Source organism: Alteromonas sp. a30 (genome assembly GCF_026788005.1).
Classification (GTDB): Bacteria; Pseudomonadota; Gammaproteobacteria; order Enterobacterales; family Alteromonadaceae; genus Paraneptunicella.
Genome location: NZ_JABEPE010000043.1, coordinates 1 through 5,126, shown reverse-complemented (window position 1 = coordinate 5,126; position 5,126 = coordinate 1). Strand labels below are relative to the sequence as shown.

The following is a 5,126-nucleotide window of genomic DNA, read 5'->3' as shown; positions in this document are numbered from 1 at the left end:
TAGCGAAGCAAGTGACGAAACGCCCGATAATCACGGCAAAATGACTGAACATTTGCTGCATGTGCTGGCGCTCACCGTAGAAAAAGACATGCCTGATGAAGTCAGAGCTAAGCTGCACAAAGCGCTGGGCTTACAACTTCAATATAGCAACAAACAAGAAGCCGTTTCACACCTTCATCGCGCATTGGAATTAAACCCGCGCTCGGGCGTGAAAAAGCTATTCGACAAACTGAAGAAAGACGTTGAACAAGCGGTAAACACTTAAATAAAAAATACCTGTTTTGATGACAGGCATTAAGTACAGAGTCTCCCAGCACCCACAGCGGCCCAACACATACAAAGTCATTAACGTGACGTGTTGGTGACCGCTGTTTTCTAAATAGCTGTGTTTAATTGTCAGTCACCCATAGAGATTTATCGCAAACTCGCCGTGGATACTTCCATGTAGGCTCCACAGCCGCTTCCCTGCGGCTGAGGGTTTGCTCCTAACTCTCTACAGGTGGCTGATAGTTTGGAACAGGTATTTATCAGCACAACACAAAAAGGTGAAACCATGAGCTTTATACCCAGCGCCAATCACCAAAACCAAACGCCTGAAAAAGTCAGCAATAACGGCTTTTTTCCAGACATCGACATGGCCCAATTTCGTGAAGTGATGCGGGTTGAGCAGCCAATTTCTAACCTTCGCACTAAGCAAGCCATTCTCGATGCGATTATCTCGGTAAACAACGAATTAAAGGCATGGCCAGCGTTCCAAAATTACAACGCTTTAAATTACAGCTCATTGAAAGAAGTGCCATGCGAGCAATACGGCGAAGTCAGCCAGTATGAACACCACTATCAAAGCGCGGTGTTTAACAAAGCTAAAGCCCTGTTATTGGAAAATTACCGCGACTTCGACAGCACAAAATCAGGCCATGAACGCGCCGACCAAATGGAAGAACGGGTGGATGATTACTTGCGCCGCTCCAGAGAGTCGATCCGCGCTTTATTGGGCACCGCAAAAATCACCATTGAATTGATATAAATGCTCGCCGCTCAAAGTAAAAACAGCAACAAAAGCAGGAACTCACTCAAATGGGAACAGATAACAACCGCCATTTACCCTCGGTAATAGCCCAGCAAAACGACACCTTAGATCTCATTTGTTGGCGAGAATATCGAGCAACCAGCGGCGTAACCGAACAGGTGCTAGCAGCAAACCCACACCTCGATTTATCTAACCCCATCATTCCAATGGGAACCCGTGTTTACCTGCCTTCGGTTAAGCCTGTTCAAAAAGAAACGCTTTCACTTTGGGATTAAGTAAAAGAGAAGAGAAAAAAGCAAAGCCTTTTCACGAAAAAAACTTAAGAGAACCGCACCATGACACAACAAGTATTTCAATTAAGCCAGAGGTCAAAAGACCGCTTACAAGGCGTACATCCCGACTTAATCAAAGTGGTGGAGCAAGCACTACGCGCCACCAAAATCGACTTTATGGTAGGTGAAGGATTAAGAACTTTTGAGCGCCAAAAAGAGCTGGTGCAAAACAAAAAATCTCACACCTTAAAAAGCCGACATTTAACCGGTCACGCCGTGGATTTATGGCTACTGCCCAACAACAAAATTACATGGGACGCTGCCGCCTATTGCGCCTTGGCAAATACCATGAAACAGGCGGCGGAAGAACTGAATATTCCGCTGCAATGGGGCGGCGTTTGGGACCGAAAATTATCGGCGTTGTCCGATGACATGAAGCAAGAAACCGAGCTATACCGCCAGCGCAGAGCACAACAAGGCAAAACCGCTTTTTTCGACGGCCCGCACTTTCAATTACCTTGGTCGGAGTATCCTCAGGAGCAAAACGCATGAGTGTATGGAGCCTGTTAACTGGCGCGTTATCGCCCATTTCCGAAGCCTACAAAAGCAATCAAAAGCGTAAACAAGCCAGAGAATCCGCACAGGCAAAGCTTTCTTTAGCCAAGGTGAATAACGACTACCGGTTAGACTTAAACGACGACGAATGGGAAGCCCTTTCAAAACAAAATGAAGACGGTACTTGGAAAGATGAGTATGTCACCGTGATCATCACATCGCCCTTTGTGCTGCTGTTTTTAGCGTCTATCGCAAGCAGCATCAGCGGTGATATGACCTATTTAAACGCGGTGAATTTGGGTATCGAGAACATTAAAAACCTTGGTGTTGACCTTGGCGATTTGATGTACGTGGTCGTGCTTGCAGCGGTGAGCATTAAAGGCATTGGCAGCATTAGGAAATAGCCCATGAAAAAGTTGGCGTCCTTACGAGAGCACCTACTGTCAGCATCGTTAAACATCGAGGCTGAAAACCTACTCACCTTCGCCCAAGAAGGCCAAATCATCAGCCACCAAGGCAGTGCAAACCAGCACTTTGAATTGCAATATCACGCCGTGATCATCATTACCGCTTACGGAGGCGATGCCGCCCAAATCGCGCACCTCGTGTTAACGTGGCTCGACCAACATCAACCACATGCAGCAAACGCCATCAAGTTCGACGCCGACATTATCAATAATGAATCTGTCGACCTTTCCTTAGCGGTGAAACTATCGGAAATCATCAAAGTAGAACACAAACCAGAAGGAACCTATTTAACCACCTGCGACGAACCCCAGCTCGACACCACCTTAGCCCAAGCCACTGAATGGAACCTCAGCATAAGACAAAACCCAAACGGCCCGCCTGAAAGCGCTTTAAGCGAGACAGTCAGTGAATAACCTAGAAGACCTTGCGCCGTGGGCAGAGTCCTTCATAAACAGCCTATCGCCCAAAGAACAAAAAGCCCTTTACCGCAAAGTCGCGCTAGCCCTTAGAAAGCAAAATCAAAAACGCCTATCCAAACAAGAAAACCCAGACGGCACAAAGTGGGAACCCAGAAAAAAGCGCATTGATAAAACAAATGAGCGTAAGGAAGGAAAAGTCGCCAAACAAAAAAAGATGATGCTCGGCCTGCGAAAAGCCAAACATATGAAGGTTCAAGCTAACAATAACGGTGCAACGGTTGGCTACACCGGGAGCATTAGTCGCATCGCCAAAGCCCACCATTACGGGCTTTCAGAGCGAGACAAGGTAATGGGTAACAGCATTAAATACCCAGAAAGACAACTGCTTGGTGTGAGTGAAATTGACGAGAGGGTATTGTTTGAGGTGGTTTTTGGGTATTTGAACATGAGGTAATCATTATTGATTAGGTTTATGTTCTGACCTATATTGAGCCTTCCGAAATTTTCTACTCTAAATTTAATTGCTTTTTAGCACGGTGACATGGTCACTCTAGCGCCTCGGCAGTTTGTCATTTTTATAAGGTAAATATTGCAATCATTAATGGAGGTTAAATGTTAATCTATGTAAATCAGCTTGAAATCGTTGGAACTGATAGTTTTACTAAAACTTTAAGAACAATAGCTGGTTGGCTTAAAACAATCACAAATATCCATTTTACAAATGATATGTTATTGAGTGGTAGCGAATATACGTTTGAAAAAGGTATTGTAAGGTCGTATAAAGCTTGTGAGCTTGAGCCAGCGATTTATTCTATTTTACTTAGTCACTCAGACCATAGTGTAGGTGGCAGAAGGTGGGATACAGAGATAGGCCTGAAATATGTAGACAATAAAACGCTGATTTCAATATCGGTAGAAACCCATGATAAGAGTACTTTGGTAAAAGAAATGCCCGTAGCAACTAGGCCTAGGTTAGTTGAGTACTTGATAAAGAATGGTGGACTAAGTGGAACCACAGTTGGGCTTCAAATTCAAAGGGTTAAGAATGATCCTGATAATATCAAAGCTCTAAGTTTTAATATTGAACATAAAAAACGTAGTTATCCCCTCGTTTTTGTTAGTAACTGTAGTAAATCTAACAAACCATTAGTAAACCCTAGAACGTTGCAGAAACAATTAACCGGCTTGGCACAAGTCGTCTACGCTGAGGATGAAATTAATAGTTACGAACTAGAGGGAATATTAGGTCGGAGATACTCTGCATGGGATGGCGCTGTAAATATAATCTACCCGTCTTTTGGACAAGAACACTGTCACAATCGACTACTGTTGCGCGATAGTTTAACCGAAGTTATCGAGTCAAATGGAAATTTAAATCAGCACATACTCTCGTATGTTACACACATTACTAATGGCTACAATAAAAAGCAGCATTTTAGTCCAACAGATGTTAAGGCAAAGAGGCAAAGAGACTCTAGGACTCGGCTAAAACAACGTTTTTCTGAACTTAGTGATGACAGTGAATATCAAAGTCTCGCAGAAGAAGCGTTTGCACAACTTGAAGAGCAAGATCATGTAATAGAGCAGTTGAAGAAAGATCATATTAATGAAATAGATGAGCAAATGCATGCAACTATTAAAGTCGAAGAAGAATTAGAAAAATCTAAGTCCGATTATCAAGTGTTGAAACTGAGGTTTGAAAAGCTTCAAAACCAGACATCAAAACAAGGTAAGCCCATACTTACATTTGGTCATGAAGGAGAAAAGTATAGTGGGGAAATGTTAGATACGGTACTTGGTTTAATAAGTGAGCGCGTTTCATCTCTCCCGATGAGCTCTAGAAAACGCCTGATGCTGCAAGATATTTTAGATAGTAATCCTGAAGACGGTACAAAAAGTAATTACTTAAATGAACTAAAGAGAATTTTTAATAATTTTAACCGCATGACTACGAGTATTAGGAGCTCTCTTAAGGATATTGGGCTAGAAGTAGTTGAAGAAGGTACCCATAACCATCTGAGATTTATTGATGATAATCGTAACAAAGCAACATTTGCCAAAACTCCGAGTGACAGAGGACATATAGGCTCTAACATTATCAGAGATGCCAAATCAGCTCTTTTTTAAATTACTATAACCCATACGGCTGTTAACTGTTTTATTTGGGAAAAGAAATTTCCTAGGAAATGTACCCCAAAAAAAGTTAATTCCCCCCATTTCAACCAAGCATCCCATGACATCCTTATAACCCCATATCAAGATGCGTTGATGTACTTCCAATCATCAACGCACCTTGATATGAACTTATGAGCTTCACTCTTTCAGACCTTTACCGACGTTTTGAAAACCTGATCCGCATTGGCACTATTGCTGAAGTCGATG

General features: G+C 42.9%; 8 protein-coding genes. All 8 read left to right on the top strand.

The window, feature by feature from the left end; genetic code table 11:
* Positions 1-265 (top strand): hypothetical protein (locus HJG39_RS18750; protein ID WP_268411884.1); only part of this gene is annotated, 265 nt, incomplete at its 5' end.
* Between the two features lie 246 nt (positions 266-511).
* Entirely contained in the window at positions 512-1,027 is a 516-nt protein-coding gene (locus tag HJG39_RS18745; RefSeq protein ID WP_268411883.1) for a head completion/stabilization protein, read from the top strand.
* 50 nt (positions 1,028-1,077) lie between these two features.
* Entirely contained in the window at positions 1,078-1,305 is a 228-nt protein-coding gene (locus tag HJG39_RS18740; protein ID WP_268411880.1) for a tail protein X, read from the top strand.
* Between the two features lie 60 nt (positions 1,306-1,365).
* Entirely contained in the window at positions 1,366-1,854 is a 489-nt protein-coding gene (locus HJG39_RS18735; RefSeq protein WP_268411878.1) for a M15 family metallopeptidase, read from the top strand.
* The gene (locus tag HJG39_RS18730; protein ID WP_268411876.1) at positions 1,851-2,261 is read left to right on the top strand and encodes a hypothetical protein; all 411 of its coding nucleotides are present in this window, start codon (positions 1,851-1,853) and stop codon (positions 2,259-2,261) included. The genes HJG39_RS18735 and HJG39_RS18730 overlap by 4 nt, the downstream gene beginning before the upstream one ends.
* 3 nt (positions 2,262-2,264) lie before the next feature.
* A complete protein-coding gene (locus HJG39_RS18725) occupies positions 2,265-2,738 on the top strand; it encodes a phage tail protein (protein WP_268411874.1) in 474 nt (157 codons plus the stop codon).
* Entirely contained in the window at positions 2,731-3,198 is a 468-nt protein-coding gene (locus HJG39_RS18720; protein ID WP_268411872.1) for a phage virion morphogenesis protein, read from the top strand. The genes HJG39_RS18725 and HJG39_RS18720 overlap by 8 nt, the downstream gene beginning before the upstream one ends.
* A gap of 158 nt (positions 3,199-3,356) precedes the next feature.
* A complete protein-coding gene (locus HJG39_RS18715) occupies positions 3,357-4,871 on the top strand; it encodes a hypothetical protein (protein WP_268411870.1) in 1,515 nt (504 codons plus the stop codon).
* The last annotated feature ends 255 nt before the right edge of the window (positions 4,872-5,126 follow it).

What these genes read in the sequence shown, in the direction of transcription:
- HJG39_RS18740 (WP_268411880.1), top strand. Translation starts at nt 1,078, where the DNA reads ATGGGAACAGATAACAACCGCCATTTACCCTCGGTAATAGCCCAGCAA.
- HJG39_RS18735 (WP_268411878.1), top strand. Translation starts at nt 1,366, where the DNA reads ATGACACAACAAGTATTTCAATTAAGCCAGAGGTCAAAAGACCGCTTA.
- HJG39_RS18730 (WP_268411876.1), top strand. Translation starts at nt 1,851, where the DNA reads ATGAGTGTATGGAGCCTGTTAACTGGCGCGTTATCGCCCATTTCCGAA.
- HJG39_RS18725 (WP_268411874.1), top strand. Translation starts at nt 2,265, where the DNA reads ATGAAAAAGTTGGCGTCCTTACGAGAGCACCTACTGTCAGCATCGTTA.
- HJG39_RS18715 (WP_268411870.1), top strand. Translation starts at nt 3,357, where the DNA reads ATGTTAATCTATGTAAATCAGCTTGAAATCGTTGGAACTGATAGTTTT.